General features: G+C 75.6%; 18 protein-coding genes. 7 read left to right on the forward strand and 11 right to left on the reverse strand.

Features of this window, described 5'->3' with window-relative positions:
• Positions 1 to 40: 40 nt before the first annotated feature.
• On the reverse strand, positions 41 to 319 hold the full coding sequence (locus J4E96_RS02030) for a DUF4031 domain-containing protein (protein ID WP_227424138.1): 279 nt from the start codon (positions 317 to 319) through the stop codon (positions 41 to 43).
• A gap of 50 nt (positions 320 to 369) precedes the next feature.
• Between J4E96_RS02030 and J4E96_RS02035 the strand changes: the two genes are divergently transcribed.
• Positions 370 to 1,314: an alpha/beta hydrolase fold domain-containing protein gene (locus tag J4E96_RS02035; RefSeq protein WP_227424139.1), complete on the forward strand. Its 945-nt coding sequence runs from the start codon at positions 370 to 372 to the stop codon at positions 1,312 to 1,314.
• A 34-nt stretch (positions 1,315 to 1,348) separates the two neighbouring features.
• Here the strand turns inward: J4E96_RS02035 and J4E96_RS02040 are convergent, their stop codons facing one another.
• The 6 genes from J4E96_RS02040 to J4E96_RS02065 all read right to left on the reverse strand — a co-directional run bounded on the left by J4E96_RS02040 (position 1,349) and on the right by J4E96_RS02065 (position 8,110).
• Complete coding sequence (locus J4E96_RS02040) at positions 1,349 to 1,639, reverse strand: WXG100 family type VII secretion target (protein WP_227424140.1); 291 nt, start codon at positions 1,637 to 1,639, stop codon at positions 1,349 to 1,351.
• Between the two features lie 109 nt (positions 1,640 to 1,748).
• Positions 1,749 to 2,546: an HD domain-containing protein gene (locus J4E96_RS02045; RefSeq protein ID WP_227424141.1), complete on the reverse strand. Its 798-nt coding sequence runs from the start codon at positions 2,544 to 2,546 to the stop codon at positions 1,749 to 1,751.
• A 64-nt stretch (positions 2,547 to 2,610) separates the two neighbouring features.
• Positions 2,611 to 4,329, reverse strand: a complete 1,719-nt coding sequence (locus J4E96_RS02050; protein ID WP_227424142.1) for a sensor histidine kinase — start codon at positions 4,327 to 4,329, stop codon at positions 2,611 to 2,613.
• A complete protein-coding gene (locus J4E96_RS02055; RefSeq protein ID WP_227424143.1) occupies positions 4,326 to 5,069 on the reverse strand; it encodes a response regulator transcription factor in 744 nt (247 codons plus the stop codon). The genes J4E96_RS02050 and J4E96_RS02055 overlap by 4 nt, the downstream gene beginning before the upstream one ends.
• A gap of 87 nt (positions 5,070 to 5,156) precedes the next feature.
• Positions 5,157 to 5,879, reverse strand: coding sequence for a PspA/IM30 family protein (locus J4E96_RS02060; protein WP_227424144.1), 723 nt, complete (start codon positions 5,877 to 5,879; stop codon positions 5,157 to 5,159).
• Positions 5,880 to 6,037: 158 nt separating this feature from the next.
• On the reverse strand, positions 6,038 to 8,110 hold the full coding sequence (locus J4E96_RS02065) for a TPM domain-containing protein (protein WP_227424145.1): 2,073 nt from the start codon (positions 8,108 to 8,110) through the stop codon (positions 6,038 to 6,040).
• A gap of 62 nt (positions 8,111 to 8,172) precedes the next feature.
• On the opposite strand from J4E96_RS02065, the gene J4E96_RS02070 reads away from it, so the two are divergent.
• Entirely contained in the window at positions 8,173 to 8,913 is a 741-nt protein-coding gene (locus J4E96_RS02070) for a type 1 glutamine amidotransferase (RefSeq protein WP_227424146.1), read from the forward strand.
• Here J4E96_RS02070 and J4E96_RS02075 read toward each other — a convergent pair.
• On the reverse strand, positions 8,902 to 10,557 hold the full coding sequence (locus J4E96_RS02075) for a DNA repair helicase XPB (protein ID WP_227424147.1): 1,656 nt from the start codon (positions 10,555 to 10,557) through the stop codon (positions 8,902 to 8,904). The genes J4E96_RS02070 and J4E96_RS02075 overlap by 12 nt on opposite strands.
• 43 nt (positions 10,558 to 10,600) lie before the next feature.
• A complete protein-coding gene (locus tag J4E96_RS02080) occupies positions 10,601 to 13,006 on the reverse strand; it encodes a helicase-associated domain-containing protein (protein WP_227424148.1) in 2,406 nt (801 codons plus the stop codon).
• Positions 13,007 to 13,446: 440 nt separating this feature from the next.
• Between J4E96_RS02080 and J4E96_RS02085 the strand changes: the two genes are divergently transcribed.
• The 5 genes from J4E96_RS02085 (at position 13,447) to J4E96_RS02105 (ending at position 21,648) form a co-directional block, all read left to right on the forward strand.
• Positions 13,447 to 13,830, forward strand: a complete 384-nt coding sequence (locus J4E96_RS02085) for a cold-shock protein (protein WP_227424149.1) — start codon at positions 13,447 to 13,449, stop codon at positions 13,828 to 13,830.
• Between the two features lie 3 nt (positions 13,831 to 13,833).
• Complete coding sequence (locus tag J4E96_RS02090) at positions 13,834 to 14,781, forward strand: DUF3027 domain-containing protein (protein ID WP_227424150.1); 948 nt, start codon at positions 13,834 to 13,836, stop codon at positions 14,779 to 14,781.
• Positions 14,778 to 17,951, forward strand: a complete 3,174-nt coding sequence (locus tag J4E96_RS02095; protein ID WP_227424151.1) for a sacsin N-terminal ATP-binding-like domain-containing protein — start codon at positions 14,778 to 14,780, stop codon at positions 17,949 to 17,951. The genes J4E96_RS02090 and J4E96_RS02095 overlap by 4 nt, the downstream gene beginning before the upstream one ends.
• Complete coding sequence (locus J4E96_RS02100; RefSeq protein WP_227424152.1) at positions 17,948 to 19,201, forward strand: MFS transporter; 1,254 nt, start codon at positions 17,948 to 17,950, stop codon at positions 19,199 to 19,201. Before J4E96_RS02095 ends, J4E96_RS02100 begins: the two co-directional genes overlap by 4 nt.
• Positions 19,202 to 19,317: 116 nt before the next feature.
• A complete protein-coding gene (locus J4E96_RS02105) occupies positions 19,318 to 21,648 on the forward strand; it encodes a putative bifunctional diguanylate cyclase/phosphodiesterase (protein WP_227424153.1) in 2,331 nt (776 codons plus the stop codon).
• A gap of 43 nt (positions 21,649 to 21,691) precedes the next feature.
• Here the strand turns inward: J4E96_RS02105 and J4E96_RS02110 are convergent, their stop codons facing one another.
• Both J4E96_RS02110 and J4E96_RS02115 read right to left on the reverse strand, forming a co-directional pair.
• Entirely contained in the window at positions 21,692 to 21,955 is a 264-nt protein-coding gene (locus tag J4E96_RS02110; protein ID WP_227424154.1) for a DUF2530 domain-containing protein, read from the reverse strand.
• A gap of 20 nt (positions 21,956 to 21,975) precedes the next feature.
• Entirely contained in the window at positions 21,976 to 23,193 is a 1,218-nt protein-coding gene (locus J4E96_RS02115; RefSeq protein ID WP_227424155.1) for an EAL and HDOD domain-containing protein, read from the reverse strand.
• Positions 23,194 to 23,229 lie beyond the last annotated feature (36 nt).

Consider the following 23,229-nt stretch of genomic DNA (forward strand, 5'->3'; position numbering starts at 1 on the left):
ACAGGTCACGCGCTCCGCGCGGAAGGACGGCGTCCCGGGATCAGCGGCCGGCGGGGTGCCGGTCGCGGGCGCGGATGCGCAAGCCGGACGCCCGCAGGCGGCGGATGAGGTCCCGCGAGCCGACCGGCTCGGCGCCGAGCTCGACCAGGCGGTCGCGAAGGTCGTCGGGCACGTCGTAGTGGTCGAGGTCGAAGGCCCGGACCGGGATGCCGGCGGACGCCGCGAACGCGTGCAGCTCCTCGAGCGAGGCGTCGCTCACGAGGTGGCTCCAGAGCTTGCCGTGCCGGGGCCACAGCGGCGGGTCCACGAGCACGGTCACCCCGCCGAGAGTAGTGCCCTCGCCGCCCGGGTACGCCTAGGGTGCTCGCCATGGAGCAGCGTCAGCCCTTCCCGCCGGGCGGGCCGGCGCGGGCGACGGCGGTCGTCGCCGGCGCGCTCGCGCTCGCGGTCGTCGCGGGCTGCGGGGGAGGGGCCGCGGAGTCCGGGGCCGACGGCGGTACGCCGTCCAGCACCGCCGGGTCGGCGTCCGCGGCGCGCCCGCCGAGCCGGACCGAGGACTACCTGCCCGGCCTCGCCGCCGACGTGTGGGAGCCCGCAGCGAGCGGCGCCGGCACCGGGACGACGGTCGTGCTCATCCCGGGCGGCAGCTGGGTATCGGCCAATCGCGGTGGGCTCGCCCCGCTGGCCTCCACCCTCGCGGACGCCGGCATCACGGTCGTGTCTGCCACCTACCGCACGTCGGCGGACGACGCGTACTTCCCGACCCCGCTCGAGGACGTGCGCTGTGCGGTCAGCTACGCCGCGACCCAGTCGCCCGGCCGCATCGTCGTGCTGGGCCACTCGGCGGGCGCCAACCTCGCGGCCCTCGCCGCGCTCGTACCGTCCGACGCCAGCGCCGCCGGCGCCAGCCCGTCCGACGCCGGCACCGCCGACGCCAGCACCGCCACCGCCTGCCCCTACCCCGCGTCCGCGGCCGACGCGGCCGTCGGGCTCGCCGGCCCGTACGACGTGCGCGAGCTGCCCAGCATCGCCGTCTCGCTGTTCGGCGCCTCCGCTGAGGACGAGCCCGACGCGTGGGAGGACGGCAACCCGCTCCGCCAGGCCGGTGAGCGCCCGGAGGTGCCTGTGCTGCTCCTGCACGGCGACGCGGACGCGCTGGTGCCTGTCGAGCTCACGACCGACTTCGCGGCGGCGCTCGCCGGCGGCGGGCACGCCGTCACGGTCGAGGTGGTCTCGGGCGCCGACCACTCGAGCATCTACCAGCCCGGCGTCGCTGCCGACACCCTGCTCGAGTGGATCGCGGCGCTGCCGTGACGCGTCAGCGCCCGATGAGTCAGCGCCCGATGAGTCAGCGCCCGAAGAGCCGGGCCGCCTGCTGCTCGGCGTCGGCGTACGAGGTCGCGGCCGCGCCGAGCGCCGCAGTGATCTGGTCCAGCGACTCCTCGACCCGCGCCTGAGTCGCCGACCAGTCGGCCATCACCGCGCCGAACGCGGTCGCCGCCCCGCCGCGCCAGCTCGCCTGCAGCTCGGTGAGGTGCCGCATCATCGCGGCCACCTCCGTCCGGATCGCGCTCGTCGAGGCGCGCACGGCGGCCCCCGCCTGCGCGACCTGAGCGCTGTCGACCTCATACCTGCTCATGTCGTGGTCTCCCGGTCCGTGCGGGAGTCTCCCGCTACCGGGAGGTGACGCTACGAGCCCGGGGGGTGCCGCCGTCGTCGGCCGGCGAGGGCCTGTGGACCCGCCGACCTCAGGACCGGCCGGGGGTGGCCGGGCGCGAGGTGTCCTGGTCGGGCCGGACGACCGCGAAGGTCGACGTCGCCGGGATCACGGCGGCCTCGGTCGGGACGGCGCCGGCCTCGATCTTGGCCAGCTCCTTCTCGAGCCGGTGCAGCTCGGCCGTGACGTTCTGGCGGGCCGACGACTCCCAGGCCGAGCCCAGCGGGCTGACGAACAGGGCGCGCCGCTGCTGCAGCTTGGTGAGGATCCGGATGCGCGCGCGCACGTAGTCCTCCACCGGCAGGTGCGAGTACTCGGCGCGTACCGCCGTGAGGTACGCCTTGTACCGCTGCGGCTCGCTCGCGAGCATCGCGAGGTCGGCGTCGCACAGCACGGCGCAGTCGAAGTCTCCCGGCGTCGGCTGGTGCCGGCGCAGCGCGATGACGAGGTCATGGACGCGGTCCGCTCGCGCCTGCGGCACGCCGAGGGCCGTGAGCTCCGTGCGTGCGAGCTCGGCGCTCGCCACCTCGTCCTCGCCGCCGCGGTTGGCGTACACGTCGGCGTCCGCGGCGCTGAAGACCGCGCCGTGGTACCAGGCCGCGAGCCGCACGACCTCGGGGTCGTGCGCCTCCTCCGCGAGCTCGTCGACGCGCGCGAGCACGTCCGCGAGGTGCTTGAGGTTGTGGAAGTGCCGCCCGGGCCCCGCCCACTGGTCGATCAGGCGGGAGCCGACGGCGCGGATCTCGTCGGCCGGAGCCGTCGCGCCAGCGCCCGTGCAGCTGCGGACCCATGCGGACAACAACCACTGTGGTGCGTCGTAGACGCCCATGGACCAGCCTCACCACTACTGGGGACAATCGGACAAAGACTCAGCATCGTATCCCCATCCCCGCTCAGGCGAGTCGTGTTCCCCCATTCGCGGCGGGCTCGTCCTCGTCCGCGGCGCCGTCGTCGGCGCCGTCCGGCTCATCCTCGGCGTCCTCCGGTTCGGGCTCGGGCGCCGCCGGATCCAGCGGCAGGGTCACCCGCACGGTCGTGCCGCCGCCGGGCGTCTCGGAGATCTCGACCGAGCCACGGTGGGCCCCGACGATCGCCGCGACGATCGCCATGCCGAGGCCAGCGCCGCCGCCGGACTCGCGCGTGCGCGAGAAGTCGACGCGGTAGAAGCGCTCGAAGACCCGGGCCGCGTGCTCGGCGCTGATGCCCGGGCCGTGGTCGCGGACCTCGAGCACCGCCCGCTCGGCCGCGCCCTCGCCCGTGCGCCCGACGGCGATCTCGACGGCCGTCCCCCGCGGCGTGTGCTGCGCGACGTTCCCGGTGAGGTTCGAGAGCACCTGGCGCAGCCGGTCCTCGTCGCCGACGACGACGCAGCGCGCCACGGGCGTGCCCGGCACCAGGGGTTCGAGCCGGATCGGGCGGCCGACGTCGAGGGCGTGCAGGTCGCTGACGGCGTCTGCCACGAGCACCGTCAGGTCGACCTGCTCGGCGCGCATCGGGCGACCGTCGTCGAGGCGGGCCAGGTGCAGCAGGTCCTCGACCAGGCGGCCCATCCGGGTCGCGGAGCTCTCGATCCGCTGGACGGTGTCGTCGATCTCGTCCTTCGTGGTCACGGCGCCCATCCGGTACAGCTCGCTGTAGCCGCGGATCGTGGCCAGCGGGGTCCGGAGCTCGTGGGACGCGTCGGCGACGAACCGGCGCATCCGGGCCTCCGACGCCGCGCGCGCGGCGAACGCCTGCTCGATCTGCGCGAGCATCGCGTTGAGCGCGGCGGCGAGGCGGCCGACCTCGGTGCTGGTCGGCGCGGCCGGGACGCGGCGGGACATGTCGCCCGCGGCGATGGCGGCGGCCGTGTCCTCGATCTCGCGCAGCGGACGCAGCGAGCGGCGCACCGCGAGCCAGCCGGCGAGCGCGCCCAGCAGGATGACCGCGACGCTGATGCCGAGCAGCGACTGCTGCATCTGGATCATGGTCGCGTCCATCGCGGTCAGGGGTAGTGCGACAGCAACGGAGCCGCGAAGACCATCGATGCTCGCGAGGCCCTCGATCACGCGCCATCGTGACTTGCCGTCGAGGGACGGCACTGTGAATGGCTCGCCTGCCCGCGTTCCGACGTCGTCAGTGGTGAGCACAGGCAGCGCGGGCGACGAGCCGTCGGTCGCGGACGCGGCTGGGAAGCTGCCGAGGACCTGGCCGTCCGCGCCCGCGATCTGCACGAAGTAGTCGCTCGGTCGGCCGTCGACGTCGGCACGGCTCAGGCGGTCGCTGGTGCCGTTCCACGCCTGCTCGGCGGCCTGTGCCGCGGATGTTTCAAGCTGGGTGTCGACCTGCTCGATGAGGGAGCGGTTCAGGAGCGTCAGGGTCGTGACGCTCGCCAGCGCGAGCCCGAGGAGCAGCAGCGCGGTGATGATGCCGACCATTCGGGCGCGCAGCGGCACGGCGTGCAGCCGGGACGCGAGGGCCCGCCCGGCCCGGGTGAGCGGGCCGGGCGGGATCGGCTGGCCGACCGGGCCGACCGGGCCGACCGGCTCGCCCAGGTCGGCCGGGCTGGCCGAGGCGGCCGGGCTGGCCGGGTCGCCCGGGCCCGCCGGGGTCGGCGGCGGCCCGACGCTCATGCCGTGCCCGGCGGCACGCGCAGCACGTAGCCGACCCCCCGCTTGGTGTGGATCAGCGCGACCGGCGCCGCGCCGTCGGCTCCGGGCCCGGGCGCGTCGATCTTGCGCCGCAGGTAGGAGATGTAGGACTCGACGATGTTCGCGTCGCCGCCCCAGTCGTACTGCCAGACGTGGTCCAGGATCTGGGTCTTGGAGAGCACACGGCCGGCGTTGAGCATGAGGTACCGCAGGAGCTTGAACTCGGTGGGGGAGAGCTCGATCGTGCGCCCGCCGCGGCGCACCTCGTGACCGTCGTCGTCGAGCTCGAGGTCGGCGTAGCGCAGCGTCGCCTCGTCGGCGTCGTCCGCGCCGGGGCGGGTCCGGCGCAGCACGGCGCGGATCCGGGCGACGACCTCCTCGAGGCTGAACGGCTTGGTGACGTAGTCGTCGCCGCCGACGGTCAGGCCCGTGACCTTGTCGGACGTGTCGTCGCGCGCGGTGAGGAACACGACGGGCACGTGCTGGCCCTTCTCCCGCAGCCGGCGGGTCAGGGTGAACCCGTCCATGTCGGGGAGCATCACGTCGAGCACGACGAGGTCGGGGTCGACCTGCCGCACGAGCCGCAGGGCCGAGGCGCCGTCGCCCGCGGCGTGCACCTCGAACCCGGCGAATCGCAGCGAGGTGGCGAGCAGTTCGCGGATGTTCGGCTCGTCGTCGACGACGACGAGGCGTGCCTCAGGCTCCCCGGTGGTTCGGTTCATCCGGATAGTTTGCTCCGAAAGTCTGGGAGTCTCCTGTATCCCACCTGCACCCGATCGCGCGCCCGGCGGGTACGGGCGCGCGGGCGGCTAGAAGGCGCCGCCGCCCTTGAGTGCGGCGAGGCGCGCGGCGACCTCGGCGTCGGCCGAGGAGTCCTCGAGCTCCTCGAACTGGGCGTCGAGGGACGACGACGCGATCTCGGCCTGGCCGGCGACGCGCGCCTCCTCGCGGCGCACCTTCTCCTCGAACCGCGAGACCTCGCTCGTGGGGTCGAGCACGTTGATCGATGCGACGGCGCTCTGCACCTTCGACTGTGCCTCGGCGCTCTTCGCGCGGGCGACGAGCGTGTCGCGGCGGCGCTTGAGGTCGCTGAGCTTGTCCTTCATGCCCGCGAGCCCGGCCTTGAGCTTGTCGACGACCTCGTTCTGCGACGCGATCATCGGCTCTGCCGTCTTGGCCTCGTTCTCGAAGCTGATCATCTTCGACAGCGCGACCTTGGCAAGGTTGTCGAACTTGTCCGCGTCTGCGGAGTTCTCGGCCAGGCGCAGCGAGTCCGCGCGCGTGGAGGCGGCGGCAGCCTTGGTGCCCCAGTCCTTGGCGGCCGCGAGGTCGGCGGCGTGGTCCTGCTCTGCGAGGCGCAGGTTGCCGATGGTCTGGGCGATCGCGCCCTCGGCCTCGGCGATGCTGTTCGAGTAGTCCCGGATGAGCTGGTCGAGCATCTTCTGCGGGTCCTCGGCGCGGTCGAGCACCGCGTTGAGGTTCGCGCGGGTGAGCTGGCTGATCCGGCCGAGGATGGTCTGCTTTTCGGTCATCGTGATGCCTGCCTTCGTCGGGTGGTGCGGGTTGGTGCTCTTCGACTGTGCCGTGCGACGGCGTGATGCGCCTGTGCTGGTCGAGTGCTCGTGCTGTGTGAGTGCTCGTGCTGTGTGAGTTCTAGCGCTGTGTGAGTGCTCGCGCCGTGGCTCCCCGGCTAGAAGCGGCCGCCCCCGCCGCCGAAGCCGCCGCCTCCGCCGCCCCCGCCGCCGAAGCCGCCGCCCCCGCCGCCGAAGCCCCCGCCGCCGCCGAAGCCCCCGCCGAAGCCGCCGCCGTGACCACCGCCGCGGCCGCCGCCGAGCAGGTCGCCGAGCAGGATGCCGCCGAGGATCAGGCTGCCCGCGTTGGAGCCGCCGCCGCGACCGCCCGGGCGGTTGTCGTCCCGGCGGCGCTCGAACTCCTCGACGTCGGCCTGCGCCTGCCATTGCGCCTGCGCCGCGAGCTGGTCCGCGCGCTGCACGCTCTCGAGCCCGCGCGGCGGGTCGGTGGACACGAGCGCCTCGGCCTCGGCCAGGAAGCGCTGCGCCTCGGCGAGCCGCGTGCGCGCCTCGGGTCCGACGGCTCCGCGCCGCGTCTCGATGTAGTCGGTGACGGCCCGGATCCGGGACCGGAGCGGCCCGATCGCGCCGGTCAGCTGGGCGCGGGCGCGCTCGGCACGCTCGGCCTGCCCACGCGCGGGCTCGAGGGCGGCGTCGAGGGCGGCCTCCGCGTCGCGCAGGTCGCGGGTCAGCGCGAGCGGGTCGCTGCCGGCGCCCGCCGACCTCGCCGCGTCGCGCACGGCGCTCGCGGTCGTCGCCGCGGCCGCGACCGCCGGGTCGCGCGGGGCGAGCCGGGCGGCGTCGTCGAGGTCGGCGCTGAGCGAGGCGATGCCGGTGGCGATCGTGGCGGCCGCGCTCGCGAGCTCGGTGCCCGCGCGGTCGACGGCGTCGAGCAGGCTCACCGCCTGCGCGACCGCGTGCTCGGCGGTGCGCGCGGCCTCGACCGCGGCCGCGCGGGCGTCGTCGGTCAGCGCGGCCCGCCCGACCTCGACCGAGGACTGCGCCGCGGCGAGCAGCTGCTCGGCCTGGTCGGGGTTCGCGCCGACGGAGACAAGGGACGTCGCGGGATACGTGCTCGCGAGCCGCGCGAGCGCCTGCCGGGCGGGCTCGACGCGGGCCGCGACCTCGACCGCCCGCCGGTCGGTCGTCTCGAGCAGCTCGGGCGCGCGGGCCTGCAGGTCGCGCAGCGCGTCGAACGCCTCGGTCTGCTCGGTCAGCGCGGCGTCCGCGCGCGTGCACCGGTCGAGGACCTCGGTGAGCATCGCCCGCCGCTGGTCCTCGGTCTCCGGCTCGGAGTCGTCCAGCAGCTGGCGCAGCCGGAACGCCTCGAGCGCGTCCGCCTTCGCGGCGGCGAGCACGTCGGTGAACGCCCGGGTCGCCTCGGCGCCGAACTGCGCCTGGGCGAAGCCGAGCTCCTGCTCGGACGCGCGCAGCTCGTCGTCCAGCACGACCAGGGCCGCGCTGGCCCGCCGGTCGAGCGTCGCGGTATCGACCGGCGCCGGCACGCCGGGCGCCCCGACTCGGCCCGGTCCCGCGCCCGCGCCGGTGCCGGACTTCCGCGCGCGCATCGAGCGGAACACCAGGATCGCGCCGATCACGACGATCCCCAGCAGGAACCAGGTCAGCAGGGAGTTCAAGCCGCCGCCGGAGCGGTCCGAGCCGGCGTCGCTCGAGCCCGACCCGCCGACCTCCGCACCGTTCGCGGCGTCCTCGAGCGCGCCCGCGGTGTCGATCACGGCATCGGCCCAGTTGTCGTCGGCGAGCTGCGGCTCGAGCACCGTGCTGCGGATCGTCTCCTGGTCGGCGTCGCTGATCGGGGCGCCGTCCTGGGCCACGAGCCCGTAGCGGCGGTCGGTCGTGGCGACGGCGAGCAGGAGGTCGTCGGCGCCGAGGCCCGACTTCTCGGCCGTCTCGACCGCCCAGGTGACGCCGTCGGCGCCGTCGAAGGTGGGGACGAACACGACGAAGAGCTGGAGCCCCGTGGCGTCGGTGAGGTCGGACTGCGCCGCGGCCACGGCGTCGGCGTCCGACCCGAGCACGTTCGCGTCGTCCACGAGCTCGGTCGGCAGGTTCAGCGGGGGCTCCGCAGCCGCCGGGCCGGCGGCGAGCCCCACCGCGACCGCCGCCCCCAGCAGCACCGCGATCCCTCGGCCAGCGTGCGCGGCAATCCGGGTCGGGCGTCGGTGGGTCACGCCCCGATCCTTACCGCCCGCCCCCGCCAAGGCAAACGCGCGCCGTCCGGTACCGTCTGCGCGTGACTTTCGCTCCCGACCTGACTGTCGGCCCCGACCTGACCGTCATCCAGCACGACGAGGACGTCGACCTCGACCGCTTCGCCGAGTGGCTCGCGCCCGCGCGGCTCACCGTCGTGCGCGCCTGGGCGGGGGACCAGCTCCCCGCCGACCCCGCCGCCGTCGGCGCCGGTCTCGTCGTGCTCGGCGGCCACATGAACGCCCTCGCCGACGACGTCGCGCCCTGGCTCCCCGCGACCCGCGCGCTCCTCGCGGCGTGCGTCGCGGCGGGCACGCCGACGCTCGGGATCTGCCTGGGCGCGCAGCTGCTCGCGGTCGCCTGCGGAGGCCGGCTCCAGGTCGCGGCGCCGCCCGGGCGGGAGGCCGGCGTCGCGCGGATCCACTGGCGCCCGGAGGCCGCGGGGGACCCCGTGCTGGGCGCCCTCGTGGGGCCGGCCCGGCCGCGATCGACGCCGCTGCCGAGCATGCACGCGGACGCCGTCGTGGGCCTGCCGCCGCGGGCCGCGTGGCTGGGGTCGAGCGACATGTACCCCTACCAGGCGTTCCGGATCGGCTCGGCGTGGGGCGTCCAGTTCCACCCGGAGGCGAGCGCGCGGACCCTGCAGGCGTGGGCGGCCCAGTATGACGACGTCGACGCGGCCGCCGTGCGCGCGGAGTACGCCGCCGCCGAGCCCGAGATCGCCGCCGCAGGCCGCGCGATCGCGGAGGGCTTCGCGGCCGTGGCCGCCGGGTCAGTCCGCTAGCTCGTCGGGGACGAGGTCCTCGGCGTCGATGATCGTGTACGCGTAGCCCTGCTCGGCGAGGAAGCGCTGACGGTGCGCGGCGAACTCCTGGTCGACGGTGTCGCGCGCGACGACGGTGTAGAAGTGCGCCGTCCGCCCGTCCGCCTTGGGCCGCAGGATTCGGCCGAGCCGCTGCGCCTCCTCTTGGCGCGAGCCGAACGAGCCCGACACCTGGATCGCGACCGACGCCTCCGGCAGGTCGATCGAAAAGTTCGCGACCTTGCTGACCACGAGCTTCGTGATCACGCCCGTGCGGAACTCCTCGTACAGGCGCTGCCGCTCCGGGACGGTCGTGGCGCCCGTGATGACCTCGGCCTGCAGGTGCTCCGCCAGGTCGGCGAGCTGGTCGAGGTACTGGCCGATGATGAGCGTCGGGCTGCCCTCGTGCTTGGCGACCAGCTCCGCGACGACGCGGTTCTTGCCCGCCGCGCAGGACGCGAGCCGGTACTTGTCCTCCGGCTCGGCCGTCGCGTAGATCATGCGCTCGCGCTCAGGCAGCGTCAGGCGCACCTCGATGCAGTCGGCGGGCGCGATGTAGCCCTGCGCCTCGATGTCCTTCCACGGCGCGTCGAACCGCTTGGGCCCGATGAGCGAGAAGACCTCGTCCTCGCGGCCGTCCTCGCGCACGAGCGTCGCGGTCAGGCCGAGCCGGCGGCGGGCCTGCAGGTCCGCCGTCATACGGAAGATGGGCGCCGGCAGCAGGTGGACCTCGTCGTAGATCACGAGGCCCCAGTCGCGTGCGTCGAGCAGCTCGAGGTGCGTGTACACGCCCTTGCGACGCGTCGTCATGACCTGGTACGTCGCGATTGTGACGGGGCGGACCTCCTTGCGCGAGCCGGAGTACTCCCCGATCTCATCCTCGGTCAGCGACGTGCGCTTGAGCAGCTCGTCGCGCCACTGCCGCGCCGAGACGGTGTTGGTCACCAGGATCAGCGTGGTCGTGTTCGACCGCGCCATCGCGCCGGCGCCGACGAGGGTCTTGCCTGCCCCGCAGGGCAGCACGACCACGCCCGAGCCGCCGAACCAGAAGTTGTCGATCGCCTGCTGCTGGTACGGGCGCAGCTCCCAGCCGCTCGTGTCGAGGTCGATCGCGTGCGCCTCGCCGTCGACGTACCCCGCGAGGTCCTCCGCCGGCCAGCCGAGCTTGAGCAGCACCTGCTTGAGGTGCCCGCGCTCGCTCGGGTGCACGACGACGTCGGTGTCGTCGAGCCGCTCGCCCACCAGCCCGGCGGTGCGCCGCGAGCGGAGCACCTCCTCGAGCACGGCCTTGTCCAGCGCGTGCAGCACGAGCCCGTGCACCGGGTCGGCGACGAGCTGCAAGCGCCCGTACCGGGACATGGTCTCGGCCACGTCGACCAGGAGGGCGTGCGGCACCGGGTAGCGCGAGTACTCGAGCAGGACGTTGACGACCTGCTCGGCGTCGTGCCCTGCGGCGCGCGCGTTCCACAGCCCCAGCGGCGTCAGCCGGTAGGTGTGCACGTGCTCGGGCGCGCGTTCGAGCTCGGCAAACGGGGCGATCTCGCGCCGGCACGCGGCGGCGCGTTCATGGTCGACCTCGAGCAGCAGCGTCTTGTCGCTCTGCACGATCAGGGGACCATCGTTCATCGGTGTGTGCCTTCTCCTACTGCCGTCGGTCTGCTGTCGTCTGCTACTTGATCAAGGTCACGCCGGCGATGCGGTGCACCGCCACGGTCAGCTCGGCGTCGCGCTCGGTGTCGACCGCGCGCACCCGGCCGGCGTCGACGCGCAACGGGCGAACCCGACGACGGCGCGGCGTTCCTTGCGGCCCGACGATCTCGAGCCAGACCTCGCGTCCATCGGCCGCCGCCTCCCGCAGGGTTGCCAACGCCGCGACGGGGTCGACTGTTCCCGCGCTCGCCGAGCCGCCGCCCTCGAGGTTCTGCGAGTTCGCGGCGCGGTCGGACCGCGCCTGGGTCTCGGCCCGGCGCAGCGCGGGCACGAGCAGCGCGAGGCGCTCGGCGTCGTGCTGCTCGTCGTCGCCCGGCACGTTCTGGTGCGGCACGCTGGCGCCGGCCGAGGCCGCCGGGACGGAGCTGATGACGCCGCCGGCGCCGCGGCGTCGGCGGGCGCCGGCGCGCACCCGGCGCACGATCGGGCGGGCGTGCACGACCTGGCCGTCGGGGCCCTCGCCGGCGGGGGACAGGCCGCGGTCGCGCAGCGCCGCGAGCAGCGCCGACGGGCTCGCGTGCGCGACGAGCACCGTCGGGGCGATCCGGACCAGGCCGAGGTCGGCCAGGGTCGGGTCCTCGACGAGGCCGGCGAGCAGCATCGGGTCCTCGGAGCGCACGTAGCCGAGCGCCGCGCCGACGCGCAGGCGGCCGTGCCGGCGGGCGGCGTCGCGCACGAGGTAGTCGAGCGGCTGCGGGACCGGGCCGCGCGCGAACGTGGTGAGCTCGGCGAGCAGCTCGTCGGCCGTCTGGCCGCCGTCGAGGGCGGCGCGCACGGACTCGGTGGTGAACCGAACCGTCACGGCGGCCCCGCGGGACTCGACCTTGGCCGCGCGCTCGAGCAGGGACGCGAGCTCGCGCGTGGGCCGGCCGGGCACGATGCCCGTGAGGTCTCCCTGCAGCAGCAGCTCGGACACGGCGGCAGGCAGCGCGGCGGCGATCGCGTCGGCGGCGGCCGCCTTGTCGGCGCCCGTCACCCCCGTGAGCCCGCCGGCCGGGTGCAGCAGCGCGCGCCCGGCGACGGTCAGCGACTGCGCGCCGAGCACGCCGAGCGCGCCGGCCTCGCGCAGGGTCGCCTCGACCGCGGCCAGCGGCGGGACGGACCGCGGGGTGCGCCAGCGCAGGACGGTGACGATCTCGTCGGCGTCGAGCACGGTGCCAGGCTCGCGGGCGGCGAGCACGTCGAGGACCGCGTGCCGCAGGCGGGGAGCCCACGGGCGCGACAGCTCCGGGTCGAGCGCCGCGCGCAGCTCCCCGCGCTCGTCGCGGCCGCCGACGACCCACGGCGTGCGGGTCATGGTGAGCCAGGCCGTCGCGAGCGTCGCCCACCGGTCGGGCAGGTCGGCGTCGAGCCAGTCGTCGACGTCGAGCGTGGGGGAGAAGGTGGGCTGGTCCTCGGAGTCGTCGATGACGAGTCCGGCGGCGCCGGCGAGCTCGACGACGAGCGCCGCGAGCGAGTCGTCGATGTCGAGCTGCGCCGAGACGCGCCGCAGCTCGCGCACGCCGAGCCCGCCGGAGCGCAGCACCGGCGGGGGAACCCGCTCCCACTCCCGGATCAGGGCCGCGATCAGGCGGATGATGTCCTGCGCGCCGCGCGCCGACTCGTCCTCGACGGTAGCCACGGGCAGGCTCGTCCCGGCCGGCAGCGGCTCGGCGACGGCGGGCTCGCGGTGCGTCCGGCCGCCGCGCAGGGCCAGGCCGACCTCGCGGGGCAGCAGCACGCGTGCGGCGTCGGCGGTCCGGAGCAGGCCGCGCGAGCGCAGCCAGTCCACCGCGGCGCGCGCGCCGACCGAGGAAGGCGCCGGCACGCGGCCGACGGGCGGGCCCCAGGCCAGCGCGTCCAGCACCTCGCGCGCCCCGGGCGGGGCGTCGGCGAGCAGGCCGTCGACGGCGCGCGCGAGGGCGCCGGGGTCGGTGCGGGCGGCGTCGAGGGCCGCGTCGAGCGTCGTGCGGACCGCGGACTCCAGGGGGCTGTCGGCGGCGACCGGCCCGAGGCCGGCTGGGTACGGACCGACGAGCTCGCCGAGACCGGGGGCGGCGTGCAGCGCCGGGCCGTCGCCCCACAGCAGCGCGAGCTCGAGGGCTCGCGCCACGGCGTCGGGCATCGGAGCGCCGAGCGCGGCGCCGACGTCGTCGAGCGTGACCGTGGGGCGGATCTCGTCGAGGGCGACGACCGCCTCGAGCACCTGCAGGACGGAGGCATCGACGGCCGCGAGCGCGCGCTCGAGGCTGAACCGGCTGGTGGCCCGGGCCGCGAGCGAGACCAGCGTCGACGGTGCGGGATTCGCCAGGTCAGGGCGCCGACCAAGGAGAGTGACGAGCTCGGCATCACTGCGCGATCGCAGGTGCTCGCTAAAGGTGGCCATTCGCACTAGGGTACGCGGCGCACGCGCCCGCGAGCCCCCATGCTCGCCCTGCGACCCGCCGTGCCCGCTCTCGGCTCCCCGCACCCGTCATCGCGACCTCAGCCCGGGGTCGGCCTGGGGCCGGCCTCGAGTTCGTCATTTTGCGCCGAGTTCGTCCCGTGAAATGGACGAACTCGGCGCCAACTGACGAACTCGCCGACGGCGACGTCACGCTGGCCGCCGGGGGGCCGGCGGGGGCGCGAAAGGGGAGTGGTGGGGCGAAGTCGGGGGCGTGTGGGGCGGTTTGGGCAGACCAGGGCGGGCTGGGGCCGATAAACTGTGCGATGACCGACTGAGTTGTCCCGTAAGTTGCCCGCTAGGTGGCCTGCGTGGGTTGCCTCAGCGGGTTGCCCCCGTAGATTGCCCCGTAGTTCCTGCCCATCGACGTCACAGAGGTTCCAGTGCCCACCGGCAAGGTCAAGTGGTTCGACACCGAGAAAGGCTTCGGCTTCATCGCGAGCGATGAAGGCAACGAGGTCTTCTTGCACGCCTCGGCCCTGCCCGCGGGCGCTCCGGCCCCGAAGCCCGGCACCAAGGTCGACTTCGGCGTCGCCGACGGCCGCGGCGGCCCGCAGGCGCTGTCCGTGCGCGTGCTGGACCCGATCCCCTCGGTGGCCAAGGCCGCGCGCAAGCCGGTCGATGACATGGTCGTCATCGTCGAGGACCTCATCAAGGTGCTCGACAAGGTCGGCAACGACCTCCGCCGCGGCCGGTACCCGGAGAAGGCGAGAGGCGCCAAGTACGCCGCCCTGCTCCGCGCCGTCGCCGACAGTCTCGAGGCCTGAGCCATGGCTACCGCAACCAAGGACGCCGTCCTGACGAACGCCGTCGAGCTCGCCCGGCAGGTCGCCCTCGAGGCGGCTGAGTGGCCCGAGCACGTCGGTGAGCACCTCGGCGTCATCGTCGAGGGCGATCGCCTGGTGTCCCACCAGTTCGCGTCGACCGCCCCCGGCTACCGCGGCTGGCACTGGACCGTGACGCTCGCGCGCGCGCCCCGTGCCCGCGTCGCGACGATCTGCGAGGTCGAGCTGCTGCCCGGCGACGACGCGATCCTCGCGCCCGCGTGGCTGCCGTGGTCCGAGCGCCTGCGCCCGGGCGACCTCAGCGCGGGCGACGTGCTGCCCTTCATGCCCGACGACGCGCGGCTCGTGCCCGGGTACGTCTCGACGGGCGACGACGAGCAGGACCAGGTCGCGATCGACGAGCTCGCGCTCGCGCGGCTGCGCGTGCTCGCCCCCGAGGGCCTCGACCGCGCCGCGGAGCGCTGGTACGCCGGCTCGCAGGGGCCGACGTCGCCGGGCGCCGTCGCGGCCAGCGCGCCGTGCCAGACCTGCGCCTTCATCATCCCGTTGAGCGGCCCGCTCGGGCAGCTGTTCGGGGTCTGCGCGAACGAGTGGTCGCCCGACGACGGCAAGGTCGTCAGCCTCGACCACGGCTGCGGCGCGCACTCGGACACCGACGTCGAGCCGCACGCGAGCGACTGGCCGGCCGCGAACGCGCTGTTCGACGACCTCGACGTCGAGCTCGTGTCGCTGCTCGCGGAGCAGCCCGCCGCGATCGCCGAGGTCGTCGAGCCCCCGGCCGACGACGCGGTGCCGACCGACGCCGCCGTGCTGACCGACGCCGCCGAGCTGACCGATGCACTGCAGACCGATGCACTGCAGACCGAGGCCGCTCCGACCGAGGCCGCCGCCGACGTCGTCGCCGAGACACCGGCCGCCGCTCCCCAGCCGTGACCCCGGACGCCTTCGGGACGGCCGCCCTACGCGGCGCCGTCCTGCAGGCGTGGGCCGCGTCCCCGGCGCGGCTGCGCGAGGACGCGAACACCGAGGAGGACCACGCCCGCGGCTACTACCGCGACCGCGTGGTCGTCGAGCTCGCGCAGAACGCCGCCGACGCCGCGACCCGCGCGGGCGTCGACGGTCACCTGCTCCTGCGGCTGGCCGAGGCGGACGGGCGGACCGTCCTGGTCGCCGCGAACACGGGGGCGCCGCTCGACGCCGACGGCGTCGCGTCGCTCGCCTCCCTGCGCGCGTCCGCCAAGCGGGACGGGCGGGGCGCGACGTCGCCCGTCGGCCGGTTCGGCGTGGGCTTCGCCGCGGTCCGGTCCGTCGCGGACGAGGTCTCGGTGCGGTCCACCGCCGGCGGGGTCCGGTTCTCGCTCGCCGCGACCGCTGCCGAGCTGGCCGCGCTCGCGCCGTCGCATCCCGCGCTCGCCGCCGAGGTCCGGCGCCGCGAGGGGTCGTTGCCCGCGCTCCGGTTGCCGCGGCCCGACGCCGAGCGCCCGCCCGCCGGCTACGACACCGCCGTCGTGCTCGAGCTCCGCGACGGCGCGGCCGTGGCGCAGGTGCGGGCGCTGCTCGCCGAGGTCCGCGACCCGCTGCTGCTCGCGCTGCCGGCGCTGACGGAGATCGTGATCGAGATCGACCTGCCGGCGCAGCGATCGCAGCACCGGATCGCCGACGTCGGCGCGCGCTGGACGATCGCGCGCGGCGCGGGGACGCTCGACCTCGTGCTGCTCGCGGACCGCCCCGTCGAGGAGCGCACGGCGCGCGAGTGGAGCGTGACGTGGGCCCTGCCCCGCCGCGCCGGCGCGCCCGGCGGCTTCGAGGCGCCGGCCGAGCGCGGAGCGCAGGAGTGGGGCGGCGTCGTGCACGCGCCGACCCCGACCGACGAGCGCAGCGCGCTGCCCGCACTGCTCGTCGCGACCCTCCCGCTCGACCCCTCGCGCCGCCACGTCGCGCGCGGTCCGCTCACGGACGCGGTGCTCGAGCGCGCGGCCGACGTGTACGCCGACCTGGCCCGCGGCGTCGCCGAGGCGGGCGGCGACCCGCTCGCGCTCGTCCCGCTCGGGCTGCCGGCGGGCGCTCTCGATGGCGACCTGTCGGAGCTCATCGTCGCGCGGCTGTCGGCCGCGCCGCTGCTGGCGCCGCCACCGGCGGCGACGTTCGACACCGAGGCCGACCCGACGGCGGGCACGCTCATCGAGCCGCGGCGGGCCGTCGCCCTCGCGGGCGAGATCGGGCGGGACCCGGCGGCGATCGGCGCGCTCGCGCGCTGGGCCGCGAACCTCGTCGTCCTCGGCCCGGGCCAGGAGGCGCCCGCCCGCGTGCTCGGCGTCGAGCTCCGCGAGCTCGCCGACCTGATCGAGGAGCTTCCGACCGCGGCGGAGCCCGCGCACTGGCACGCGCTGTACGCCGCGCTCGCCCCCGCGGCCGCCGACCCGGCCGTGCGGGAGGCGCTCGGGGCGCTGCCCGTCCTGCTCGCGGACGGCCGCGTCGTCCGCGGCGCTCGCGGGCTCGTGCTGCCCGCCCCGTCAGCCGGTGCCGGCCCGGGCGCGCACCTGCGCACCCTCGACGTCCTCGCCCGCTGGGGGCTGCGGCTCGTCGACCCCGCGGTCGCCCACCCGCTGCTCGAGCGGCTCGGCGCCGCCGCCCCCGAGCCCGGCGGGCTCCTCCTGCTGCCCGCGGTCCGCGAGGCCGTCCTCGAGGTCGCGGCCGACGACGACCTCGACCTCGCCGACGACGTCGCCGACGCGGTGCTCACGCTGGTCGCCGGCGCGCTGGCCGACGGCCACGTCCCGGCGCAGGCCGCCGGCTGGCTCGCCGAGCTGACCCTGCGCGACGCGGCCGACGAGCCGACGCCCGCCGCCGGCCTGGTGCTCGGCGGGTCCGTGGCCGCCCAGCTGCTCGACGACCGCGTCCTCGCGCCGGTCGGGGACGAGTTCGTCGAGCGCTGGGGTGCCGCCGTCCTGGCCGCCGTCGGCGTCCGGGACCACCTCGCGCTCGTGCGGGTCGCGGACCTGCTCGTCGAGGCCCCGGGGGAGGGCCTGCTCGGGGAGCCCGGCGACGAGCTCGCGACCCGGTCCCTGGACGGCTGGGACGACTACCTCGAGCTCCTGGCGGCGCGCCTCGGCGCCGGGGTGCTGATCGGCGAGCTGACGGCCGTCGCGGACCTCGACGCCGTCCGCGACGACGCGTGGCCCGCGGTGCTCGGGCACCTCGCCGCGGACCCCGACCTGCGCCGCGCGCTGCTCGAGCCCGTCCGGGCCGACGGCGACCTCCGGGCCCGGTCCGCGCCGTCGTACACGGCCTGGTGGCTGCGCGGGCGGACCCCGGCCGCGCTCGGGCTCGGCGACCCGTTCGCGCTCGCGGGCGCGCCGCACGGGCTCCGCGAGCTGCTCGCGCCGGTGCCTTCCGGCCTGGTCGGGCTCGACCCGGCGGTGCTCGGCGCGCTCGGCGGGGTGCAGGAGTTCGGCGAGCTCGACGGCGAGGCCTGGGCGGACCTGCTCGACGAGCTCGGCCCGGTCGGCACGCCCGTCGACCCGGACGTCGCAGTCACGCTCTGGCGCGCGCTCGCCGACGCGGCCGCGGCCGAGGTCGAGCTCGACCGCGTGCCCGAGCGGCTGCCGGCGCTCGTCGGCCCGGGGCAGGTGCGCATGGTGCACGCCGACGACGCCGCGGTCGCGCCCCAGCCGATGTGGCTGCAGCGGCCGGACGTCGCCGCGCTCGTGCCCGCGCCCGCGGCGCTGGCCGCGCGCCTGGGCGCGCTGCTCGACCTTCCGCTCGCGGACGACCTCGGCGACGACCCTGACGTCGACGCGCCGGACGCCGTCGACCCCGACGGCTCGATCGGCCCGACGCCCGACGCCGCACTCGCGCTCGTCCCGGGCGCCCCGCGCACGTGGCTGGAGCACGACGACCTGCACGCCGGTGGCGCCCCGGTCGACTGGTGGGTCGAGGGGACCGGGAGCGACGCCGTCGTGCACGCGACGCAGCTCGCCGCGCTCGCGCGCGGGCTCGCGCAGGCCGCGGGACGGTGGGAGCTGCGCCACGCGCTCGAGCTCGCGCTCACGGAGCCGGACCGCGCGGCCGAGCTGCGCACCGAGGCGGCGTTCGACCGGTGACCTCGACCCGCTCTCCGCTGCGCCAGGTCGCCCGCGGCGTGTACGCGCCCGCGCTCGTGTTCGAGATCGGGATCGGCGCGATCGCCCCGATCATCCCGCTCTCGGCCGTCGACCTGGGCGGGAACCTCGCCGTCGCGGCGGTGCTCGTCGCGCTGCTCGGCGTCGGCCAGATCGCCGGCGACGTGCCGGCCGGCGCGCTCGCGGCCCGGATCGGCGACCGGCGCGCGATGCTCGTCGCGGCCGGGCTGAGCATGATCGCGCTCGCGGGCTGCGCGCTGGCCCCGAGCCTGTGGGTGCTCGGGATCGGCGTCTTCGCGGTCGGCGCGACCAACGCCGTCTTCGTGCTCGCGCGGCAGGCCTACCTCACCGAGGTCATCCCGGTGATGATGCGCGCCCGGGCGCTCTCGACGCTCGGCGGCGTGCAGCGGATCGGCGCGTTCATCGGGCCGTTCCTCGGCGCCGCGATCGTGCACCTGTCGGACCTGCGCGGCGTGTACTGGCTCGCCGTCGGCACGAGCCTGCTGGCCGGCGTCGTCGTGCTCGTCGTGCCCGACGCCGCCGGCGCCGAGACGATCCGCCGCCGCCAGGGCGCCCACATCGCGATGGGGACGGTCCTGCGGCAGAACGGGAAGGTCTTCGCGACGCTCGGCTTCGCCGTTCTCGCGGTCGGCGCGGTCCGCGCGAGCCGCCAGGTCGTCCTGCCGCTGTGGTCGGCGCAGCTGGGCTTCAGCCCCGCGACGACGAGCATCATCTTCGGCATCTCCGGCGCCGTCGACATGCTGCTGTTCTACCCCGCGGGCCGGGTGATGGACCGGCGCGGGCGCCTGTGGGTCGCGATCCCGTCGATGCTGATCCTCGGCGGCTCGATCCTGCTGCTGCCGATCACCTCGACGCTCGCGGGGGTCACCGCGGCGGCGATGGTGATGGGGTTGGGCAACGGCATCGGCTCGGGCATCCTCATGACCCTCGGCGCCGACGTCGCGCCCCGGGCCGTGCGGCCGCAGTTCCTGGGGATCTGGCGGCTGTTCTCGGACTCCGGCAATGCGGCAGGGCCGCTCGTGGTCGCGGCCGGCGCCGCGCTGGGCAGCCTCGCGGCGGGGATCGCCACGATGGGAGCGTTCGGGCTGCTGGCGGCCGCCGGCCTCGCCCGCTGGGTGCCGCGGTTCTCCGATCACGCCAACGCGGCCACGCGCCGGCGCGCGGCGGCGCGGGAGATCCGCGCGGCGCTGGACTCACCGCCCGACCCCTGAGCCGGGCGAGCGGCGGGCCGGGCGACAGGCGCGCAGATGGCTGAAACCGGGCCCGCTCCGCCGACGTCACTCGTCCGGGGTCTCATCTCCCTGCCAGCGGGGCCGATGGGCCCGCCATGGGGGGCCGAGGCGCGCGATGGTGGCAGTACCTGATCGTGGGCGTCCTGCTCACGGTCGGTGAGCTCGCGCTGCCCCGCGGGCTGCCGCGGTACGTGGGCTACCTCGCGCTCGGCGTGTCGGCCGTCGTCGCCATGAGCATCGGGCTGCGCAGGAACCGGCCGGTGAATGCCCGCGCCTGGGTGCTCATCGCGGGGGGCAACGGCGCCTGGCTCGTGGGCGACGCGGCGTACAACTGGCACACGCAGGTGCCGTCCGCCGCCGTCCCGCCGCCGGTGTGGGCGTACGTCCCCTATCTCGTCGCCTACCTCCTGCTGGCGCTGGGCCTGCTGATGCTCGCGCGCGCGCGTGACCGGGGCCGCGGCGCGACCGCGATGATCGACACCGCCGTGCTCACGATGGGCGTCGGCCTCGTGTCGTGGGTCTATGTCGTGGTCCCGGCGTGGGCCGTCGAGGCCCCGGTGCTCGATCGCGTCATCGCGGCCACCTACCCGCTGTGCGACGTGCTGCTCGTGACGACCGCGATCCGGCTCGTGACCGGGCCGGGCCTGTGGAACGCCGCATCCCGCCTGCTCGTTGCGTCGGTGGCCGTCCTGCTCCTCAGCAACGGGCTGCTGCAGCGAGTGCAGCTCGACGCGGCGTTCGCTCCGCTCGAGCGGCCGCTCGACGTCGGCTGGCTCCTGGCCTTCGTGCTGTGGGCCGCGGCCGCGCTGCATCCCTCGATGCGGGCGCTGTCCGAGCCGGCGCCCGCGCGCGAGGACGCCATGCTCGTGAACCGGCTCGTCGGCCTGATGGCCGCCGTGATGACCGGCCCGGCGATCGTCACGATCGGCCTGCTCACCGACACGGGGCTGCATCCGTGGCCGGTGGTGATCGCGTCGGCCGCGATGGCGGGGCTCATCCTGGCGCGGATGATCGGCATGGTGCGCCGGCTCACGCGGCAGGCGGCGCGCCTCGGCGCGCTCGCGGAGACCGATTTCGTCACGGGCCTGGCGAACCGGCGCGGCTTCGCGGACCGGCTCGACGAGCTCTTCGTCGGCGCCACGGCCTTCGCCGAGACCGGGACCGGGCCCGAGCGGCTGTCGGATCCGCCGCCTGCCGCCGCCGTGGTCATCCTCGTGGACATCGAGCGGTTCGCGGACGTCACCGACTCATTCGGGCACGACGTCGGCGACGCGCTCGTCGCCGCGGTCGGCAGCCGACTGCTCGTGCTCTTCGGGCCCGACGCGGTCGTCGCGCGCACGGGCGAGGGCACGTTCGCCGTCCTGCACCGGCTGGCCCCCGCCCGTCGAGAGCCGGCGTCCAGCCTCGACCGGGACGCTCAGGCCCTGCTCCTCAAGCGATCCCTCGAGGGCACGTACGAGCTGGCGGGACTCAGCCTGAGCGTCGAGGTGTGCCTCGGCGGCGTCCTCGTGCCCGGCGACGCGCCGACGGCGGCCCTCGCGCTGCACCGGGCGGATGTTGCGCTCGTCAGCGCCCGGTCCCGGCCCGGACGGATCGCTCGTTACCAGGCGGAGCTGGAGACCGGCGGGACGTTCGCCGCGCAGCTCGTCGGCGAGCTGCTCGGCGCCCTCGCCCGCGGCGAGGTCGTGCTGCACTACCAGCCCCAGGTCGAGCTCCGCAGCGGGCGCGTGCTCGGGGTCGAGGCGCTCGTACGCTGGGAGCACCCGGTGCACGGCCTGCTCGTGCCGGACGCGTTCATCCCCGCGGCCGAGCAGACCGGGGTGATCGGGCCGTTGACGCGGTACCTCCTGGACCTAGCAGTCGAGCAGTGCGCGCGCTGGCGAGCGGCCGGGCTCGAGCTGACGGTCGCGGTGAACCTCTCGGCCCGCAACCTGCTCGACCCGGCGCTGCTGACGGACGTGCGCGCGGCGCTGGCCCGGCACGGCCTGCCGGCGACGGCGCTCGAGCTGGAGATCACGGAGGGCACGGTGATGATGGACCCGGCCCGGTCGCGGCAGGTTCTGGGTGCGCTCGCGGACCTCGGGATCACGCTGTCGATCGACGACTACGGCACGGGGTACAGCTCGCTCGCCTACCTGCAGCGACTGCCGATGGGCCGGCTCAAGATCGACCGGACGTTCATCACGGACCTGGTTCGGGACGAGGCGAGCGCGACGATCGTCCGATCCACGATCGAGCTCGCCCGGCACCTGCGGCTCGAGGTCGTCGCCGAGGGTGTCGAGGACGACGCGACGCTGCGCATGCTGCGCGACATGGACTGCTTCGCGGCGCAGGGTTTCGGCCTCGGCCGCCCGGTCCCGCCCGCGAAGCTGCCCGCGCTCGTGCTCGCCATCGAGGCGCGGCTCGGGGCGGCGACGGCGGCCTGAGCGCGCGCGGCCCGAGACGCGCGGCCCTCGACCTAGGCGCGCGTCAGCTCGCGGGCGCGTCCACCTGGGGCTCGCGCTGGTGGCGGGCCCAGATCACCGCGATGACGCCGAGCGCGATGCCGGCGACGCAGGTCAGGGCCGACGTCGCGGGGACCTGACCGGCCTGCCAGCGGAACCAGGTGACGATCAGCGCGACGACCCACCCCGCGATGCCGATGCCGAACACGCCGGTCAGGTCGACCGCGAGCGGTGCCGGGTCGGCGCGCCGGTCGCGGGGGTTCAGGAGCAGGTGGCGGACGGTGGGCACGGGCTCAGCGTAGACGCCGGTCAGCCGACGCTCGAGAGCGTGGTCACCGTGCCGAGCGCGTCGGTGACCGCGCCGAGGTAGCCGCGAGCGACGTCGAAGAGCGGCAGGCCGGTCGCCTCGACCGTGGAGAAGTCGTTCTCCTCGTAGGCGAGCACGGCGGCCAGCACTGGTCCGTACGTGCCGCTGAGCGACTCGACGGCCATGGCGACGTCGGCCGAGACGCCCGTCCGCGCGATCAGCGCCGCGGGGGCGATCCGCTGCTGGGACGCGACGGCGGACAGCAGGCCCACCGTGTACGCGGCGTCGTCGCCGGCGAGGGTGCGGCAGGCGGTCGCGCGCGTGAGCACGAACCACAGGCCGGACATGGTGTGGTCGCCGGCGTGGACGATCGCGGCCGCGGCGAGCGAGCTGAGCGGCACCGGGCCGAGCAGCACGACGGCCTGGTGCACCGAGTCGACCCGCCCCCGCAGCGCGTACGCGGCGCTGTTGACCAGGTGGAGCACCCGCATCGTCAGCTCGGGGTCGGACTTGATCATCGCGACGACGGCGTCGTAGTCGACCTCGCCGCCGTCGCCCGCGCGCGCGAGCAGCGTGAGCAGACCGAAGCACTGCTGCTCGCCGGCCGTGAACTCACGGGTCGTCGTCGGCGCGTCGCGCTGGAAGAGCGGGCCCTGGAGCAGCTCGACGCGGTGGGCCGCGCAGAACGTCACCGCGGCCTCGGTGTCGACGCGCTCGGCGACGACGGTGACCGCGTGCAGGTGCGCGAGCGAGATCGCCGCGGCGGCGGCCGCCGTGCCGCGTTCGAGGTCGACCTTGGCGAAGTCGACGTGCGGCAGCAGCGCGTCCTGCGCGCCGCCGGGCTGGAAGTCGCCGAGCGCGAGGCCGACTCCGGCGGCGCGCAGCCGCACGAGGTGCTCGATCGCGTCAGGCAGGCCGGCGAACGCGGGCGGGACCTCGAGGATCAGCCCGCCGGGGGTCTCGGGCAGGGGCCAGTCGCTGGTGCACATGGCCGTGGTCGCGCGCACGAACACCACCAGGGTGCCCGCGAGGGTGGCCAGGTCGAGCCGCTCGTACTGCTCGTGCACCAGGTCGTCGATGCTGCGGACCTCCTGCGCGCGCGTTTTCGGGGGCCGGACGACGACGCTCACGGCATAGCCGTGCACCGTCCGGTCGGCGCGCACGACGGGTTGGCGGCGGACCATGGCTTCGGACAGGGTCGGCAGCAGGGTCGAGCTCATCGTCGAATTTCCTTGGTTCTGGCCGCTCACGTGCGT

Source organism: Pengzhenrongella sicca, from assembly GCF_017569225.1.
Taxonomy (GTDB): Bacteria; Actinomycetota; Actinomycetes; order Actinomycetales; family Cellulomonadaceae; genus Pengzhenrongella; species Pengzhenrongella sicca.